Here is a 16,299-nt window from a genome sequence, read left to right on the forward strand (position 1 = left end):
GCGTCCGATGAGCGAGGCCGTGGTGGACGACATCGTTGCCGTGCTGCCGCCGCTGCTGCAGTCGCTGGAGGCGTTGGGCTTCGTTGCGCGCTACCTCCACCCGCCGGATTTCGACCGGGTGATGCAGGCGGCGGGGCGGCCGGATGACGCACTCCGCGCGGTTCGTCCGCGGCTGGCGCAATGGCCCGACGGATTTGCCGACATCAAAGCTTCGCTTGAAGCGGCGAGCGATGCCGCATTGACGGCGTTCGAAGGTCTGCGCGTTGTCCAGAATGGCCAGGCCGATTTCGCCAGCCTGTTTCGTGCGCTGCGTTACGCGCCACGCGCACAGGAGGCGCTGTATGCGGTATCGGCAAGATTGCCGCCGGTGAGCGAGTTCTTTGTCGATCCTTCGCTGCGGGAAGATGCGGATCTCGCGGCGCGGCTGGCCGCCCCGGCCAACGAAAACACCGGCATCTTTCACAACAATAACGAGCCCGGAAGCCGCGGCGGCTTCTCGCTCTACGTGCCGGAATATTATACGCGCGAGCGCGCTCTTCCGTTGGTGATGGCGCTGCACGGTGGCAGCGGCAATGGCCGCGGCTTTCTGTGGAGCTGGCTTCGCGATGCGCGCAGCCGCGGCGCGATCCTGGTCGCGCCGACCGCGACCGGCTCGACTTGGGCGTTGATGGGCGACGACACCGACACGCCGAACCTGACGCGCATCCTGGAATCGGTGCGCGCACGCTGGAACGTCGATCCGGAGCGGATGCTGCTGACCGGGATGAGCGACGGCGGCACGTTCTGCTACGTGACAGGGTTCGAGCGCGCCTCGCCCTTCACCCACCTCGCCCCGGTATCGGCAACGTTTCATCCGCTGATCGCGGAGATGGCCGACGCCGACCGCTTGCGCGGCCTGCCGATTCACATTGTGCATGGCCGCCTCGACTGGATGTTCCCGGTGCAGGTGGCGCGGCAGACCAGCAAGGCGCTGTCGGCCGCTGGCGCCAATGTCACCTACCGCGAGCTCGACGACCTCAGCCATACCTACCCGCGCGAGATCAACGCAGAGATCCTCACATGGCTGCGCGGCGACGCCTGAGGCTTTCGCCGACACAATCTCGTCGGAATTTATCTCTACGAGTTGAATAACTTAGCCAACAACGTGGGGGCGTTGATCAGACCGGTTCTTGCAACCGCGACAGGATACGTCATGGCCTCAACGAACAGCCTCGCCGCCCCGGCGGCCACCACGCGCGCCTCCAATTCGCTGCTGCTTTCGAAAGGCGTCAGCCGGCTCGAAATCACGCTGAAACTGACCACAGCGATCCTCGCCCTCGCCGCTGGCGTCTACACCTATCTCGGCGTCCGCGAGCTGCTCAACGGCAGTCCGACCACCGTGTTCTTCGCCGCGGTGATCTATTCGGTTGCGGTGTCGGTCGGCATCTACGCCTTCTGGGTTTTCCTCATGCAGTTCATGCCGCATGTGATCGACCGCACCGGCCGCGCGCTGATGTTCGGCTGCATGCTGCTGGGGTCGCTGATGATCGTGGCGATGTCGTCCTGGCTCAATGCCTCGGCACTGGCCGGCGCCGCCGCGATCCAGCAGCATCTCGCCATCACGGTGCAGAATTACACCCGCGACCTCGATACCGCCAACAGCAACGCCATCGCGGCGCAAGGGCTGCTGCCGGATATCCAGCTTGCCTCGTCACGTTTTGCGAAACTCGCCGACGCGGAACGCGCAGGCTCGCTCACGGGCACGGCAGGCTCCGGCACCGTGGTGCAGCTTTTGACACAGATGTCGGGGCAGCTTGATAGTCTCGGCCAGGAAGTCCAGGCATCGGCCAAGCGCGTCTCGGCGTTGTTCGAGCAGGGCGGCAAGCACCTGGCGAAGATGCGCGAATTGATTTCCGACCGCGGCCCGATTTCGACGCGGAGCGACGCTTTCGCGACCGAATCGCTGGCGCTCAGCGGCGTGATCGCCAATTTGCAGCAGACTTCGGTGGCACCCGCCGTCAAGCGCGCGGCGGCGTCGCTGTCGTCAGGCTTCATCGCGCCGGCAGCGGGCGGCCGCACCGCCGATCTCGCCGACCGGCAGACCGCCGTGGTCGGCAAGGTCGAGAGCTCGATCGCATCGCAAGCGACTTCGCTCGCCGAGGCGGCCGACAAGATCCTGGCGCTGCCGCGCGTCGAGCCGGCGCGGTTCCAGACCATGTCGCCCGCCGAAGCCGTGCTGCGCTACGCCGGCGACTTCATTCCGAGCTGGGCCGGCGCGATCTCGATCGACCTGATGCCCGCGGTACTGGTGTTGATCCTGTGCGTGGTGCATGCCGCGATCCGGCGTGAGGGGCTGCCCGCATTCTCTGCGTCCGGCATGACGGCGGGCGAGCTGGTCGCGGCGCTGCAGATGGCTCGCGAAGTCGAGGACGCGCGCCGCGCAGCGCCCGCCGATGCAGCCGTCGGCACCGATGCCGATGCGCCCGCGGCGGGCACGGCGGCGGCGGTCGACGAAAACGTCACCCCGCTGGCAACGGCACGGCACACGAAATAGGTGTCGCCATGCAGCCATTCGCGACGATGCAACGACGCGTTCATGCCTTTCTTGCGGCCAATCCCGATGAGGCGGTCCTGCGCTGGCTTTTCCGCAGCGTCGTCGCCGTCACGATCATCGTGCTGGCGGCCGATCTTGCCGGCATGAACGGATGGATCGGCACGCCCGAGCCGGCGGCCGAGGTGCGACACGACACGCCTTCGCTGGAGTTTCCGGAGGCCGCGCCGTCAATCCTGGCGCCGCTGCCACCTGATCGCGACAAACGCCTGGCACCGCGTCCGCGGGCCGACGGCGCAATGGCCAGGTCCATGACGTTCGAACTGGTGGGCGGCGGCAGGCTGATCGCAAGCGGCACCATCACGCCAGGAATTTTCGACTCCTTCGCCGCCGAAATCGGCAAACGCGGCGATTACATCAAGACCGTGGTGTTGCATTCGCCGGGCGGATCGGTCGCCGACGCGCTGGCGATGGGCCGGCTCATTCGCGAGCGGAATTTTGCAACCGAGGTCGAGCCCGGAAAATACTGCGCCTCGTCCTGCCCATTGGTATTCGCCGGCGGCGTCGAGCGGCGCGTCGGCGACAAGGCGATCGTCGGCGTGCATCAGGTGGCGGCACTAGGCAGCGCAGCCGGCCTGCCGCGTGACGAGATGAACGTGGCGCAGGACATTTCCGCGCGTTGCCAGCGCTATCTCGGCGACATGGGCGTCAGCCTGCAGGTTTGGGTCCACGCGATGGAGACGCCGCATGACAAGCTGTTCGTGTTCAAGCCCGATGAATTGAAATCGCTCAATCTCGTGACGACAGCGGCGGCGATCCCCGCCGCGACTGCCCCCCGACCCGGGCCGGCCAAAGTGCGTTCATAGGCAGCGGAACCATGGCTCAACATCCGCGTTGATGATCCGCAACGGAGGAACTGCCATGCAGACGTTTGTCGGGATGATTTTGGGTGCGCTGCTGCTGGTCTGCGGCGTCTATGTCTATGATTCCATGCAGACGTCGAGCGTCGCGAGCAGTCAGGTCGCGCAGGGCAATCGCACTCTCGTCAACTGGGATGTGGCGAAGGCCGACTGGGACAAGCTGAAGACGCGCGCCCATGAGGACTGGGTGAAGATTTCGTCGCGGTAACTGATCTCCGGACCGGTTCAGCAATCACACGCCGTCGTTTTCCGAACGACGGCGTGCCATTGTGATGAACACTAATTTGCTTTCTTCGCCTTGCGTGCGTCGGCAATAACCATCTCGAATTCCGCCATGGTCAGGATACCCGGCACGCGGAATTTGCCGACAATGAACGACGGCGTTCCCTTGAATCCAAATGCGATGGCTTGATCGTGGTTGCGGGCGAGGATCGTGTCGATCGCCTTGGCGTTGGCCGCGGCATCGCGGTTCAGCCGATCCATGTCGATGCCGGTGCCGGCCAGTAGTTCCCGGATGCGGGATTCGGTCAATTTCGAGCTGACGCCGATCATCGCCTCATGCGCTGCCATGTACTTGCCCTGATACTTCGCGGCCAGCGCCATCCGCGCCGCTAATTTCGAGACTTCGCCGAGGATTGGCCAATCCTTCAGCACCAGGCGGACCTTGCCGTCGTCCTGAACCACCTGCTGGATCTCGGGCGCGATCTTGCGGCAATAGGGGCAGTTGTAATCGAACCACTCGACGATATTGATATCGCCCTCGAGATTGCCGGTTGCGGGCACGTCCGGATCGCGCAACACCAGCGCTTCGGTCAGGACGTCATCGCTGCCTTGCGCGAATGCCGACCGCGTCGCGGCCGCACCGAACAGCGCCGCGCTTGCGCCTAGCAGGCCAAGCGCCTCGCGCCGTGTGCGTCCCGGACCGGTCTCGGCTGGCTTATTCGATCGCTTCATTATTCGGTTCTCGCGAAGAACTGCTATCTCGTGTCTACGGCTGAGACAGCGATATGTTACGCGCCAGCATATAGAGCGCCACGGCAATAATGACCACGGCGAACACGATATTGAGCGCGCCGCGGCGCTCGGCGAGGTGCCGCGCGGAACGCGTGCCGGCCAATCCGCCGGCGATGCCGCCCGCCACGAACAGCCCCGCCAATGCCCACGACACCAGCCCGGACCAGGCATAGCTTGCGGCCGTGGTCAGGCCGAACGCGGTGACCGCAACCAGCGAGGAGGAAACCGCATTCAGGATCGGCATGCCGGTCGCCAGCATCAGGGCCGGCACGATCAGGAAGCCGCCACCAATGCCAAAAAAGCCCGAGACCGTTCCGGTCGCAAGCCCAAGGCCGACGATCGCCGGGATGTTCGACATCGAGGCCTTGACGTCCGTCAGGCCGATCCGCGAGCGCGTCTTCAGCATCAAAAGCGCGATGACGATCATGACCAGCGCGAACAGCGCCAATAGCCGTTGGCCGTCCATCATCTTGCCGAGGATCGATCCGCCAAAGGCACCGGCCATGCCGGCGACGGCGAAGATCAATGCGCAGGACCAGATCACGGTGCCGCCGCGCGCATGGTTGGACAGGTTGATTGCAGCGTTCGCCGCCACCGCGATCGCGCTGGTGCCGATCGCGACATGCGGCTCGGCCACGCCGACCACGTAGACCATTAGCGGCACCGCAAGGATCGAGCCGCCGCCGCCGACCAGGCCGAGCGAGAACCCGACCAGCATCCCCGACGCCAGTCCCAGAACGCCTTGCGCGGCGGAGATGATCAAGTTGAAAGACTCTGTTGCACGGCGCGACCATAGAAGGATTTTTTACGTCCTGCTATGCCGATAGCATGAATATGCACTGCAACAGGGTCAGGCCGGCGCTGCTGCGCAATCCGTCGCGGCAGCCTCGCGAGCCGCCAGCGCCATCAGCGTGCCGCTCATGGTCGCAATCATCGTCTCAGCGCCGTCATGCGTCGCATAGGCGCGCGCCTCGCACACGGTCAGCGTGCGGCCCGGCTTGACAACGGTCGCGCGGAAGGCGAACCGTTCGCCGCGCGCCGGCGCCAGCAGGTTGGTCTTGAATTCCACGGTGAGAATCCCCGCGCCCGCCGGCATCAGCGTGAAGGCGGCGATGCCGCAGGCGTTGTCGAGGCCCGCCGTGATGATCCCGGCATGGATGAAGCCATGCTGCTGGGTGAGTTCGGCGTGATAATTCATCGCGAGATCGACCTCACCCGGCTCCAGCCGGGTGATCGAAATGCCGAGCGTCCTCATCGCGCGCTGCCGCTCGAAAGTTTCGATCGAGATCGCGCGATAATCCGGGTTCTTGGGCTGAAAGCGCGCCATGTCCTTCACGCCATCGCAGGCTCGAGATATCGCATCGCGGAGTCGCGGATCGCGGGCGCGAAGGCGATCGACCTGCGCGCCTGCCGGTCCAGGTGGACGCCGACGGATTCGCAGGTCGCGGCGATCTCGCCGGTCTCGGCGTTGCGCATCTCGTGCACGAAGCGGATCGACTTGTCGCGGATTTCGAGGAGCCGGCTTTTGACCTCGACAATGTCGCCGGCCAGGAGCTCGCGCTTGTAGGTGATGTTCTGCTGCACGGCGGCCATGCCGCGGCCGGAGATACGCAAATACGACGGCGTCAGCCCCAGCCGTGCAAACAGGTTCCAGTTCGCCTCGTCGAACTTGCCGACATACCACATGATGTTCATGTGCCCGACATGATCGCATTGCCAGGGATAGACCGTGCCGCGATAGGTCGCGTCCGTCTCCATCGTTCGCTCCGCCCTTTCTTGACCTTGATACGGTAGCGTATCAGCCCTGTTGTGGTTAGCAATACGGTACCGTATCAAAACTCGGTGAGGCTGGGCCATGAGCAGTGCGAAGGGAGAGGCGCGAGCCGGCGAGGTGCGGAGCGAGACCTGGATCGAGGCCGGCTTCAAGGAAATCGCCCGGACCGGCGTCGAGGGGGTGCGGGTCGAGGTGCTGGCCAAGAATCTCGGCGTGACCAAGGGCGGCTTCTACCGCCGCTTCCGTGACCGTGCGGCGCTGCTGGAAGCCATGCTGCAGCACTGGAGCGCGGGCCGCATCGCGGCGATCGAGAAGCAGACCAGCCTTGACGGCGCCACCGCCCGGGAACGGCTGAAGGCGCTGATCGCGCTCTATTCCGAGCGCATGAACACCGAAGGCATGGCGGTCGAGCTGGCGATCCGGCAATGGGCCCGCTCCGACGAGCCTGCCGCCAACGCGGTGGCAAGCGTAGATGCGGCGCGGCTGAAGAACGTCGGGCAGCTCTATCGCGCAACCGGCTTAGCGGCCGAGGAAGCCGACGCGCAGGCATTCCTGTTCTACTGCTTCGTATTCGGCCAGAGCCTGCTGTTTCTCGAACGGGGCCCGCGCAAGCGCGCGCAACTGGTGGCGAAGTCGGCCGAAACATTGTTGTGCGAAGTGTAGGCGCGGCCGAAACCTCCGGCCGCGCCTTGTCGATGGCTGCTTAAGCCGAGCCCTTCAGCTTCTTGGTGCATTCGCTGAAGTAGCCGCCGCCCTTCTGGATCCACTTCAGCCCGCCATTGGCGTTAGTGGCCTTGTTGGCGTTGTACTGATCCACGCAGGTGTGCATACGGGCCTTGCCAGGGGTCTCCTTGGAATATTTGGGATCGACGGCATTCGGAAAGACCGCAGGACCTGCCGGCGCGGCGGGCGCCGCAGCTTCCTTGGCTTCCTTCTTGGATTCTTTCTTGGCGGCTTCCTTCGGCTCCGAGGTAGGGGCAGCAGCCGGGGCCGCAGCGGCGGGCGCGGCATCGGCGCCGCACTGGGCTTTCCGGAAGTCATTCCACTTCTGGCCGCCGAGCGTGCCGGCGGCTTTCGCAGCCTGGTATTTGGCGCTGCATTCCTGCGCGGTCAGGGCGCTGGCCTGCGAGGTCATCGCAAACGCAGCCAAACCCGACACAGCAATCGCGCGTAGTATTCTTGCTTGAATAGTCATCCCTGGTCTCCTTGGGGGCAGTCATCTGCGACCGCCATCCTAGCGCAACCTCAGCTTGCCACAACGCATCGGGCGAACGCTCCGATAAAAATTTTGTGGCACTGACGCTGCACCATCTGCCTTTGCATTCAGCAAGCATTCAGCCAAAGCGGCGGGAGGTTTGTGCAGGCCTTGTGCAGACGCTACCCATGCATTGCTGCAATCGCGTGACGCATTTGTCCAGCAGGGGCGGATTTGCCATAAGGCAGCGTGACCCTGATCCCCGCCCCGATCTCTTCCGCCATTGCCGACCGCGCCAAGATTCTCGGCACGCTCGAGACGCTTGTCATCGGCGCTGCCGGCGGCTTGCTGTTTCTTTGGCTTAACTTGCCGGGCGGGCTGATCTCCGGCGCGATGGCCGCCGTGGGCACCGCGGCCCTCGCGGGCCGGCCGCTGACCATGCCGCCGATCCTGACGCAATCGGTGCTGGTCCTGCTCGGAATCACACTCGGCTCGCTGGTGTCGAAGCAACTGATCCAGCATATGAGCGCCTATCCGCTGACCATCGGGCTGCTGGCGCTGGCGACGTTCTGCTCGACCTTCGGCTCGAGCTTCTACCTGCAGCGCATACACGGCTGGGACCAGACCTCGGCGCTGCTGGCGGGGAGCCCCGGCGCGCTGTCGCAGATCACCATGCTCGCCGCCGAGAAGGGTGCGGATGTTGCGGCGATCGCGGTGGTGCAGACCATGCGCGTGATCATCCTGACCGCAGCGCTGCCGCTGCTGCTGGCGTTGACCGGTGCAGCCCCCAGCGCGCCGATGGAGCTGATCAGCCTCGCCGTCGCCTCGCCGCTCGAACTCGCCGTGCTGGCGGCAGCGGCCATCGCCGTCGCGCTGCTGCTGCGGCTCGCCAAATTTCCGGCGAGCTGGATGTTCGGCGCAATGATCGCCTCCGCCGTGCTGCACGGCACGAGCCTCATCGAGGGCGGCTTGCCGCCCTGGATGCGCGGCGTGGCGCTGGTCGGCATCGGCGCCGTGATCGGCACGCGCTTTGCGCGAATCAGCAAACGGACGCTCGTCAGCCACATCAATGCCGGGCTCGGCTCGTTTGCGGTCGCGATCGCGATATCGGCCATTTTCGTCACCGTGATCGTGTTGGCCACCCATGTGCGCTTTGCCGATGTCGTCGTGGCGTTTGCGCCGGGCGCGATGGACGCCATGCTGGCGCTGGCGCTGACCCTGCATATCGATCCGATCTTCGTCGGCGCCCATCATCTGTCCCGCTTCGTGTTCGTGTCGATCACGACGCCCGGGATCGTGCACCTGTTCGGCCGTCCGCAGGAGGATGTGGACGATTGAGGGGGTTGCTGCTTCACCCTCGTCATCCCCGGGCATGCGGGGAATCCAGTACGCTGTGGCTTCTCGGTTCAATCATTGCTGTCTCTGGAATACCGGGTCACCGCCGGAGCCCGTCATCGGGCGCGCATTCGCGCGACCCGTTGGCGGGTGACGACAATGGAATATGAATTCGCGATCTCGCGACATGAACTGTCCGAGTTTTGTTACTAGAATTTCCCGCCCGCTTGATCAGAGGGCGCAGGGAAGACCGGGTGCTGGCTGCACCCGAGGTCTCGTGTGCCGTTGCGCATAAAAGGAAATGCACACGAGCATACAGGTACAGCGGGAGCATCCCGGCCTTCCCTGCGCAATGGCTTTACGGCTTACTTCGTGCTCTCCCCGGAGAACGGCTCTTTTGCCTCCGTCGCCCCCGAGCAGCTTTCGCTTCTCAAAGGACTTAACGCCAGCACCGCGGCGCCCGAACCACACGACTTCGCCGTACGCTTACCGCGCGCAACGTCTCTCGCGCCATCCGCGTCCATCGCATCCCACCGCGCGTTCGTGACGTTCGCGAGCGCCCCTCTTCCGCGGTGAGACGGGCGGAGTTATGCGACTGATTTGGGTGCGAACGAAAGCGGAATATTTTTCAATTGCGGGCTTGACATGATTTCTGAAAATCAGAAGTGATTTGCCCGGTCGTGTACGTCTTACGCCCGCTTCGCCGCCACGATGCCCCACACGGCCATCAGCGCCATCGCCAGCGAGATCAGCACGTTGTAGCCGGCGAGCGAGAGGCCGAGGAAGCGCCACTGCACCTCGTCGCAGCGGACCACCTTCTCGGTGTCGAGCCGCTGCAACAGCGTGCCCGCGCTGCCGAGATCGGCCACGGGGCCGGAGCAGTCGGTCGGGCCCTGCCAGAACTGCCACTCGACGCCGGCGTGATAGCCGCCGAGCCAGGCATTGGCGAGCGCGGCGAGCAGCAGCACCGCAAAACCGGCCAGCAGCACCGGCCGCGACGCCCCGCGCGCGGCGGCAAAGGCGATCAGGAGACTGAGCGGCGCCGCCAGGTAATAAGCGTAGCGCTGTTCGAGGCAGAGCGGACAGGGGCGGATATCCAAGACGAGCTGGAAGAACCAGGCGCCTGCCAGCGTCGCCGCGGCGACGACCGCAATCGCCAATGCGGCCACGACAACCGGATCGGCGGCTTGGCGCGCGGGCGACGAATGGACGGCATCTGACGTCACGGATGTTCTCCGGAGCATGGGTCCATGCTCAAAATAGGCATCAGCCTCCTATCCCGCCACTGCCCGGGTGTCGAGACAGCCACAATCACTTCCGCGCGGGTTGACCCGGAAGCGCCGCCCGCTATATTCCGCCGGCTTCGCCGCACCGGGCTTCTGCCCCGCGACCGAAGGCCCCTGTGGCGGAACTGGTAGACGCGCTCGACTCAAAATCGAGTTCCGCAAGGAGTGCTGGTTCGATTCCGGCCAGGGGCACCATCCCACCGTCCGCCCGCGTTCGCTAACGTTCATTTTCCTCAATAATGACGGGCACAAGTCGCAATTTTGGCTTCGCCGCCGTTCGCGCAAATCTCATGGTATCCGGTGACTTGCATGGTATCTTCCGTGGTAGATCATTGGGGTCATGGTATCGCGACTTTTGGGTGGAATCGAACCGATGCCGGTCAAGAACGACACCTATTTTCGGCACCTGAAAGCTGGCGAAAAAGACTACAGCGATCCGACAGTGGCGGCCTTTTCATGCTCGTCACCAAGACCGGATCAAAGCTCTGGCGCTACGCGTACAACTTTGCCTCCAAGCAGAAGCTGCTCGCGTTAGGCCCGTATCCCGTCACTTCTCTCGCAGACGCGCACATCAAACGCGACAACGCGAAGAAGCTGCTTTCCGAAGGGATCGATCCTTCCGTCAACCGCAAGGAAGAGCGCCGCAATGCGCGGATGGCGCGGGCCAACACTTTTGAAGCCGTCGCCAAAGAGCTCATGGACAAGTTCGAGGCAGAGGGCAATGCCCCGAAAACGCTGAAGAAGAAACAGTGGCTTCTTGATTTCGCCAGTACGGAGTCGGCAAGCGGCCGCCTGAAATCCTTGATGCCTTGCGGAAGATCGACCTGTGTGAAACTGGGCAGGGAGGCGCCCGTTGGCTCCACTCCGGCGGAGGACGACGCGCTAGCAAGGCTCCTTGTTCGGTTGCCCTATTTTCCGAGCTCGAAATGCCTGAGCAGGAACTGACTCGCCGCGCTCTGTACGATCTTGTGCGGTCCCGGCCGATGACAAAGGTCGCCGAGGATTTGAGAATATCCGACGTCGCCCTGAAAAAGATTGTGACAAGCATCGGGTGCCCGCGCCCCACGATCGCAGAGCGAGAGACTATCGATGCAACCTAGGATGACAAGTCCACCAGCCTAGCCGTTGGAATCGATGGAGCTCCCGCATTCCGCCTTCGACGACGGCGGAAAGGGCGATCCCGCAGTGTAAGCGACGCTTCGCGCCTCGATCCACTATCTGCAGCAGTAGGTTGAATGAACTCATACCCGCCCCTGACACGCCGACGTGTCTTTGGGATGGCGTTCGGGAAACGCAATCACTGTAGACAAACGCACTGGCATCTACCTGAGTGAAATCGTGATCCGGCTCAGGTTCGCAACAAACTCCAGGCCTGCTTTCGGGCCTTTCAGATCGAGCACAACCCCGTTTTCATTTTCTCAGACTGACGCCGCCCGCGCCGCCCACTAATGCTCCGCCCACTCCGACCGCACTGTAGGTGCCGGCGAAGTCCCTGACGTCGCGTATGCCGGAAGCTCATCCTTCCAGGCGGCTGGCCGTTGCGCCCGCGGTGATGCCGAGACTCTGGCCGGTTGCCGTGAAGCGGTAATTGCGGCCGCGATAGGAGAGCACGCCGCGTCCGCCGCCCACGCCAGCGACCAATCCAGCCTTCACGAAATTGACAAGCACGTAGCCTGACGCCTGCGCGACCGACGGCGGCGGCAGAAGCAAGACGAATGCAAACAGCGCGATCGCGACACAACGAAGCATGGGCGTCAACATCCATTCGCTCAACTTTCAGGGATTGCCCACGTCCACCTTCTTCCAGGTCTGGTCGCGGGGGCAAGAAGCGCGATTGTCGCCATCAATAGCAAGGCCGCATGAAGCCTTCCGCCGGCGCGATTGTAATCCTGCACGCGATGACGCAACCCGCCCAACAGGAACGACGCACCCAACATAAAGAGGGAGTTAGTGACGATCGCGCCGGCAATCGAGGCCTTCACAAGCATATACTCTCCGGCGCGGAGAGCAGCCAGGGCGATGATCAGTTCCGTCAGATTCCCCAAGGTCGCATTGAGCAACCCGCCTATCGCATCTCCCGTTTTCTCGGCCACACTCTCGGTTGCGTGGCTGAGCAAGGCAGCAAGAGGCACAATCGCCAACACGGCGAGGACAAACAAGGAGGTATGGGCCGAAGGCGCAATCGTTTCGACAACAAGCACCGTCGGAACGAAGGCCAGCATCCAAAGGAGCGGGCTGTGTCGAATTTCCTTGAATAGCGGGTTCATGCGGCCTGACGCGTAAGGATTCTGCCGACAAATCGCACACGTGGGCCCCGGTCTGGACCTTGATTTAAGTCAAACCCATATAGTTGGTTGTGCCGCGATCTGAGTCGCTATTCCGCTATGCGTACTTTGCTCCGAGGCCAGATCCGGCTCGCGGCTGCAGGCCTACCGTAGACCTAGTGGCGAGCGCCGGTAGCCATTGTTTCGAGCCTCATTCCTGCACACAAAGCTGCCGGTAAACCCCGCCGTGTAGCGCTTCTGCCCTTTGGTGTAGTAGCGCTCGCGTCCGAAATCGAGCCAGACGACCGCATCGCCGGGACAATGGCGCTGCGCCTGCGACTCATAACGGAACGGCGTCAAAGCCTGTGCCATTACGCCACGCGACGCACACAAATTGAGAACAAGCAGTGCGTTGAGGACAAACAATGCGGCGGAACAGCGACAGAAGCTCGGCCGCCTGGGCGCCAGCAAGCGCTGCCTGCAACGCTGCTTCCTTGGTGTGATCGAGTGACGTCTTCAGCACCGTACCACCCTCACCCTTGAGCCCCTCGAGCACTTTGTCCGCGGTGACTTTACGTACCAGCACGAACAATGCAGCAGTTCCGGGCTGTATGGCAGCGGCGGTTTCCTTCATCCACTTGTCGTCGATACCTACATCGGTCAGATATCCGCCCAGCGTGCCGGACGCTGCACCAAGGGCCGCGCCAAGCAATGGCGCTAGAAGAATCAGGCCAATGAGAGTTCCCCAAAAAGTGCCTGAAACGGCCCCGGCGGCAGTGGTGTTGATCAGTTGATTCAGCTTGATGCGTCCTTCGGTATCCTTTACCGCAATCACCGCATCGCCCAGCTCGATCAGATACTCCTTCTGCATCGCCAGCAGTTTTTGACGAACTTCTTCCGCTTTCGATTCAGTGGGAAATGCGATCACCACAAGATCACTCATCTGCATCCCTCCCTTGATACCCGGCGCCTGCCGCCCCAATCACCTTGTCTAGCGACCACTCGCGGGCATTGAGTGAAAGTCAGATCGTTGCCACACGTTTCCGTTGATCTAGATCAACAGAAGCCGGCGCTAGGTTTGGCGCATTGAAAAATCAGTTGGTCGCGGGCGGGAATCCATCCCCCGTTCACAAGTTGTTGTGCGATGCGAACCTTCCCGAGTTGCGTTCATTGCAAATCGCAGCAATGCATTTCGTGCGGACACTCGGGACATTCTATCAAGAAGGCGGACATGCGAGCGAGTCGAATTTCCCTGAGCTTTGCGCTAGCGCTCGGTTGCGGAACCACCATTCAGAGTACCGCGCTTTCGCAAGAGTACCGAGGAACGTGGGAACAGCAAAGGGCGTGCACGCCTGACGTCTGGCGGTTATGCAGCTCGCAAATTCCAGACGTGGACAGGATCGTGGCTTGCTTACGGCGAAATGCTCCGCAACTCAGCGACCAGTGCCGCGCGGTCTTTGCACAACGCGATGCACCTTCACGTGGTGAGGATCGCGAGTACGGGCAACGGCGCTACGATCGAGAGTATGGGCCACGGCGGTACGATCCAGATTATGGGCCAAGACCTTACGACAGGGACTACGGGCCACGGCCTTACTACGGTCCAAGGCCTTACTATGGTCCAGCGCCTTATGATTATAACGACGACTAAGACTGGCCATTTTCATCGGTCTTGGCGCTGCAAACGGATTGAGATGTCCGTGCTGCCGATGCTGTTAGTTGGTCGGACGCTGGCAAAGCGTCTCAAAGGTGCTCTCGCGCGAGATCAACACGTGCGGTACATCGCCTGTAGGGGGCTTTCTGCGTAGGAAGATCGTTCGGACCTCAGACCACCGCGATCAGCGATCCACCGTCTCACAGGTGCGGGATACATTGCATTGCAGCACTTGCGCCGCCCCCGGGTCCGTGACCGGCCGTGCACGAGGGCCGAAATTCCAAGCCGCGTCCCATTATCGGCGGGTGAGCGCGGCTTTATGTTGAGCCAATCTTTTGACCCGCCGCCGCAATGGGGGCGATTACAGCATTTGCATACCAGCCCCGCGAGGATTGCCAAAAGCATCAATGTGAACAGACGGCACGCGCATTTGTCGGAAAATTGCCCATGCAATGCCGCTGTTCATCCTCGATGTGAAAAGTAACGGTACGAAACTACACCAGCTCGAGGTAAGCTTTGGCCTCGACCGGGAAGCGATCGAGCACAGCCGAGACTTGGCGGCGCGACTTCGGCAGCGGCATTTCCGCGCCAGCGCAACCTAGTGATCACGGTCCTCGACCAAATCGGGTGTGAAGATCCACGAGGAACTCATCTTTCCCGACTAGCCAGACACCTGCTCACCTGAACGGAGCCGGGCACGTGGGGTGGATGTTTTTCGCGCGTTTGCGCGCACAAGGGATAGAACCTGTTGACATAGGTCAATTCGATCAATCTAGCACGCCTCAAAGCTGACTTCGGGTGTCATTCGCGGCTTCACCTCACAAACCTGCTGCATTGGCGCCTCAATCACAGGAGGAAGTGCCATGCTCCGCTACATTCTCATCGCCGTTGCAGCAACCGTTCTGCTAGCCGCAACCCTCATCCCCGATGACGCTTACGCTCGCCGCGGCGGAGGCGGCGGCTTTCGTGGCGGTGGAGGCGGATTTCACGCCGGAGGCGTCCGCGGCGGCGGCATGCATGCTGGCCGTATTGCACGCCCATCGCATCCGATAGCGGGTCGTCCGATAGCAGGTCGCCCCGGCCGTCCAGTTGCGGGTTATCCAGGCTATGGTCGCGGCTATTATCGGCCAGGATGGGGCTATGGAGCCGCTGCAGTTGGTGCGGCGGCTGCGGCGGGCCCGTATGGCTATTACGGGAGCTACGGCTGCTACTATGACAACTACGGTCAGTACATCTGTCCCGGGCAATATCCATATCGGTACTGATACGATTGTCCGAATTCAGGGCGGCGGTCTTTCGCCGTCCTGAACTCTCTTGGAGGACCTCCAGGAGCAAACTCATCGATGGCTGCCATCAATTGCGGATCCGATCCGATATGTGCAGCCTCTTGATCCGCTGGATACTGTGCAGCGATCCGAGCATCAGGGGAATTAGTCTTCCGCACGTTGCCGCGAATTCAGTACCCGTCGCCCTCTATGCTGGAACAAGCGCGTTCTTCAAACGTTTGTGGTCCGGTTGATCGAGTGGTCTCTCGCACCATCCCGCGCCAAGAGTGACGAGTGCCGATAACGACAAAGCCAAGGGTGACAGGCGTCCGACGGGACCGACGTCTCAACGGCCAAGAGTCCAAAGGCCAGGGTCCAACCGGCCAGTGCAAAGCGAGCATCAACCCTGCGGCAGCCGCCAGTCTGTCCGCAGCTAACTGGCAGCGCAAATGCGACACGAAAGCCGCAAGGCTTTTAGGACCACCGGTCGCGCCGGTGGTCCTTTTCTTTTGAGCGGCAGAAATGCGCGCAGTTGCTATTCGGCGCGTGTTCGCCAGCCATCGCGATACTCGGCGTCGCTCAACTGCTCCACGCGCCCGCGCCGTCCACCAAGGGCTGATCGGCGCTCACATACGGGGACTCACAGGGAATTGACGAGAATAGCTACTGATCTCGCAAGCGCAACGCGAAGCGGATTCGAACCGAAATTGTGAAACATTGGCTTGGTGTACCTTATGGTACTCGCGGTTTTTGCTGGCCGCAAAAGTTTGGTTTATCTGCTGCTTGGCGGTCTTCTTGGATGCCGGCCAGGGGCACCATTCAATGCCAACGATCGCCGGTTACCCTCGGGATTCCTGCCACGACATCAGGCCGGTTCTTTTCGAGCCAGGCCGCAGCCTCCGAGCCGTCGACGATACACTCGAATGTTTGCCAGGTTGGGTCCTCCAGGGATTCCAGCTGCAGGCGCGTCGCCGCGTACTCGACGAGGTCATGCACGCGTTCGTATCCTCGTCGGTGCTCCACGGACTCTGCGATCGCTGTGCTTGCCCACCCTCGTTGGGC

Annotated in this window: 18 protein-coding genes, 1 tRNA gene and 1 pseudogene; 9 read left to right on the top strand and 11 right to left on the bottom strand. The window is 62.5% G+C overall.

Annotated features, from left to right (window positions below; all coding sequences use genetic code 11):
* Nucleotides 1–7 precede the first annotated feature (7 nt).
* From HCN50_RS21470 to HCN50_RS21485, 4 genes are all read left to right on the top strand, one after another.
* Entirely contained in the window at nt 8–1,081 is a 1,074-nt protein-coding gene (locus HCN50_RS21470; RefSeq protein ID WP_171711670.1) for a carboxylesterase family protein, read from the top strand.
* Nucleotides 1,082–1,192: 111 nt separating this feature from the next.
* Nucleotides 1,193–2,533, top strand: a complete 1,341-nt coding sequence (locus HCN50_RS21475) for a hypothetical protein (RefSeq protein WP_171711671.1) — start codon at nt 1,193–1,195, stop codon at nt 2,531–2,533.
* A gap of 8 nt (nt 2,534–2,541) precedes the next feature.
* Entirely contained in the window at nt 2,542–3,396 is an 855-nt protein-coding gene (locus HCN50_RS21480; protein WP_171711672.1) for a COG3904 family protein, read from the top strand.
* Between the two features lie 55 nt (nt 3,397–3,451).
* Nucleotides 3,452–3,658, top strand: a complete 207-nt coding sequence (locus HCN50_RS21485; protein ID WP_171711673.1) for a hypothetical protein — start codon at nt 3,452–3,454, stop codon at nt 3,656–3,658.
* Nucleotides 3,659–3,729: 71 nt separating this feature from the next.
* On the opposite strand, the gene HCN50_RS21490 is transcribed toward HCN50_RS21485, so the two are convergent.
* From HCN50_RS21490 to HCN50_RS21505, 4 genes are all read right to left on the bottom strand, one after another.
* Entirely contained in the window at nt 3,730–4,404 is a 675-nt protein-coding gene (locus tag HCN50_RS21490; RefSeq protein WP_171711674.1) for a DsbA family protein, read from the bottom strand.
* Nucleotides 4,405–4,438: 34 nt separating this feature from the next.
* Nucleotides 4,439–5,224: a sulfite exporter TauE/SafE family protein gene (locus HCN50_RS21495; protein WP_171712025.1), complete on the bottom strand. Its 786-nt coding sequence runs from the start codon at nt 5,222–5,224 to the stop codon at nt 4,439–4,441.
* A 90-nt stretch (nt 5,225–5,314) separates the two neighbouring features.
* Entirely contained in the window at nt 5,315–5,791 is a 477-nt protein-coding gene (locus HCN50_RS21500) for a PaaI family thioesterase (RefSeq protein ID WP_171711675.1), read from the bottom strand.
* Between the two features lie 5 nt (nt 5,792–5,796).
* Complete coding sequence (locus HCN50_RS21505; RefSeq protein ID WP_171711676.1) at nt 5,797–6,222, bottom strand: acyl-CoA thioesterase; 426 nt, start codon at nt 6,220–6,222, stop codon at nt 5,797–5,799.
* 97 nt (nt 6,223–6,319) lie between these two features.
* Here HCN50_RS21505 and HCN50_RS21510 point away from each other — a divergent pair, with 97 nt between their 5' ends.
* Complete coding sequence (locus HCN50_RS21510) at nt 6,320–6,901, top strand: TetR/AcrR family transcriptional regulator (RefSeq protein ID WP_171711677.1); 582 nt, start codon at nt 6,320–6,322, stop codon at nt 6,899–6,901.
* A gap of 40 nt (nt 6,902–6,941) precedes the next feature.
* Here HCN50_RS21510 and HCN50_RS21515 read toward each other — a convergent pair whose 3' ends face one another.
* On the bottom strand, nt 6,942–7,433 hold the full coding sequence (locus HCN50_RS21515; RefSeq protein WP_171711678.1) for a hypothetical protein: 492 nt from the start codon (nt 7,431–7,433) through the stop codon (nt 6,942–6,944).
* 249 nt (nt 7,434–7,682) lie between these two features.
* Between HCN50_RS21515 and HCN50_RS21520 the strand changes: the two genes are divergently transcribed.
* Nucleotides 7,683–8,771: an AbrB family protein gene (locus tag HCN50_RS21520; RefSeq protein WP_171711679.1), complete on the top strand. Its 1,089-nt coding sequence runs from the start codon at nt 7,683–7,685 to the stop codon at nt 8,769–8,771.
* A 686-nt stretch (nt 8,772–9,457) separates the two neighbouring features.
* Here HCN50_RS21520 and HCN50_RS21525 read toward each other — a convergent pair.
* Nucleotides 9,458–10,012: a disulfide bond formation protein B gene (locus HCN50_RS21525; RefSeq protein ID WP_171711680.1), complete on the bottom strand. Its 555-nt coding sequence runs from the start codon at nt 10,010–10,012 to the stop codon at nt 9,458–9,460.
* A gap of 152 nt (nt 10,013–10,164) precedes the next feature.
* Between HCN50_RS21525 and HCN50_RS21530 the strand changes: the two genes are divergently transcribed.
* Together HCN50_RS21530 and HCN50_RS21535 are read left to right on the top strand one after the other, a co-directional pair.
* Nucleotides 10,165–10,249 (top strand) — tRNA-Leu (locus HCN50_RS21530).
* A gap of 261 nt (nt 10,250–10,510) precedes the next feature.
* Complete coding sequence (locus tag HCN50_RS21535) at nt 10,511–10,999, top strand: Arm DNA-binding domain-containing protein (protein ID WP_235977123.1); 489 nt, start codon at nt 10,511–10,513, stop codon at nt 10,997–10,999.
* A 570-nt stretch (nt 11,000–11,569) separates the two neighbouring features.
* Here HCN50_RS21535 and HCN50_RS33720 read toward each other — a convergent pair.
* The 4 genes and pseudogenes from HCN50_RS33720 to HCN50_RS21555 form a co-directional block, all read right to left on the bottom strand.
* Nucleotides 11,570–11,803, bottom strand: coding sequence for a hypothetical protein (locus tag HCN50_RS33720; protein ID WP_235977124.1), 234 nt, complete (start codon nt 11,801–11,803; stop codon nt 11,570–11,572).
* A 53-nt stretch (nt 11,804–11,856) separates the two neighbouring features.
* A pseudogene (locus HCN50_RS21545) lies at nt 11,857–12,321 on the bottom strand (calcium:cation antiporter family protein); the annotation flags it as partial.
* Between the two features lie 162 nt (nt 12,322–12,483).
* Entirely contained in the window at nt 12,484–12,690 is a 207-nt protein-coding gene (locus HCN50_RS21550; RefSeq protein ID WP_171711457.1) for a hypothetical protein, read from the bottom strand.
* Nucleotides 12,659–13,261 carry a DUF1269 domain-containing protein gene (locus HCN50_RS21555; RefSeq protein WP_171711682.1) on the bottom strand — a complete coding sequence of 201 codons (603 nt, stop codon included), beginning with the start codon at nt 13,259–13,261 and terminating at the stop codon, nt 12,659–12,661. Before HCN50_RS21555 ends, HCN50_RS21550 begins: the two co-directional genes overlap by 32 nt.
* Before the next feature lie 1,574 nt (nt 13,262–14,835).
* Between HCN50_RS21555 and HCN50_RS33730 the strand changes: the two genes are divergently transcribed.
* Complete coding sequence (locus HCN50_RS33730) at nt 14,836–15,237, top strand: hypothetical protein (protein WP_235977125.1); 402 nt, start codon at nt 14,836–14,838, stop codon at nt 15,235–15,237.
* A gap of 819 nt (nt 15,238–16,056) precedes the next feature.
* Here the strand turns inward: HCN50_RS33730 and HCN50_RS33735 are convergent.
* Complete coding sequence (locus tag HCN50_RS33735; protein WP_235977126.1) at nt 16,057–16,233, bottom strand: hypothetical protein; 177 nt, start codon at nt 16,231–16,233, stop codon at nt 16,057–16,059.
* Between the last annotated feature and the right edge of the window lie 66 nt (nt 16,234–16,299).

It is taken from the genome of Bradyrhizobium archetypum, assembly GCF_013114835.1.
Taxonomy (GTDB): Bacteria; Pseudomonadota; Alphaproteobacteria; order Rhizobiales; family Xanthobacteraceae; genus Bradyrhizobium; species Bradyrhizobium archetypum.